Here is a 1,345-nt window from a genome sequence, read left to right on the forward strand (position 1 = left end):
CTGTTTTAAAGTCGAATATGGGGTTGTTCATGTGTTGTCTCCTATTTGGAATAGTTTAGGGGATTGACACAGATTTTTGAACACTACCTCAATCCCCTCAATAAATCCGCTCAATTGGATTAACTTGGTTCAATTTGTGCGGTTGCTATTTGAGAATAATTTGGCAGATTAAAAAATGAGCTGTTGTGCCCCAAAAAATTGAACCCGATGATTTAAATAGGCAGCATAAATAAACTTCACCTATGGAATTTATCCACCAACCCTATATTGGCCGCTTCGCACCCAGCCCCACAGGTTTATTGCATATTGGCTCTTTGTTTACGGCAGTGGCTTCATTTTTAGATGCGCGCGCCCACAATGGGCAATGGCTGGTGCGCATTGAAGACCTTGATCCGCCGAGAGAAATAAACGGTGCAGCTGCCGCCATTTTACGAACACTCAACGCGTTTGGTTTGGAGTGGGACGCGGAAGTCGTGTATCAAAGCCAGCGGCATCACCACTACCAAGCCGCGCTTGAGCGATTACAACAGCAAAATTTGGTTTACCCGTGTTTTTGCAGCCGAAAAATGGTGCAGCACCATGCAGTCAGAATGGGTATGGATGGCGCGGTTTACGGCGGTATTTGTGCGGGGCTGCCATTAAACAGGCTGCCTGAAAATGATAAATTACCCGCTTGGCGGTTGCGTACACCCGATGCGGTTATCGGTTTTGATGATGCCATTGTCGGTCATTATCAGCAAAATCTGGCGCACGACATCGGGGATTTTATTTTGCTGCGAGCCGATGGCTTGTGGGCGTATCAATTGGCGGTGGTGGTTGATGATGCAGCACAAGGCATCACACACATCGTGCGGGGGCAAGATTTATTGGTGTCTGCACCGCGCCAAATTTATTTGCAGCAATGCTTGAATCTCCCTACGCCGCATTATGCTCATTTGCCTTTGCTCACCAATGCACAAGGGCAAAAATGGTCAAAACAAACTTTGGCACCAATATTAAATATACGTCAAAGGGAAAATTTATTGCGTCAGGTGTTTGCTTACTTAAGGCTGCCTGAAGCACCTGAAGTCAATCACATTGAAGATTTATTGTTATGGGCTGTGCAACACTGGCAAATAACGAATGTGTCGGTAGGCTCAATCAATACGGAGAAAAGTGGATAATTTTTTTAAATTATTTCATCGAGTTATTTAAAACAGAAAAAAATTCCGAAAAAAACACATAAACCTGCTTGACGCTAGGCGGAGAGATGCGTATAGTTCGCTTTCTTCGCTGAAGCGACAAGGAAACACCGCTGAACATACTAGTTTAGTGTAAAACCCAAGCGGAAGCAACGCTCTTTAAC

The 1,345-nt window shown here is 44.8% G+C and carries 1 protein-coding gene; it reads left to right on the forward strand.

The window, feature by feature from the left end; translation table 11 throughout:
- The first annotated feature begins 242 nt into the window (after positions 1 to 242).
- Positions 243 to 1,163 (forward strand): tRNA glutamyl-Q(34) synthetase GluQRS, encoded by a 921-nt coding sequence (gene gluQRS, locus Q384_RS10995; protein ID WP_037588135.1) that lies wholly within the window; start codon positions 243 to 245, stop codon positions 1,161 to 1,163.
- The last annotated feature ends 182 nt before the right edge of the window (positions 1,164 to 1,345 follow it).

The sequence above is a fragment of the Stenoxybacter acetivorans DSM 19021 genome (genome assembly GCF_000745895.1).
GTDB classification, from domain to species: Bacteria; Pseudomonadota; Gammaproteobacteria; order Burkholderiales; family Neisseriaceae; genus Stenoxybacter; species Stenoxybacter acetivorans.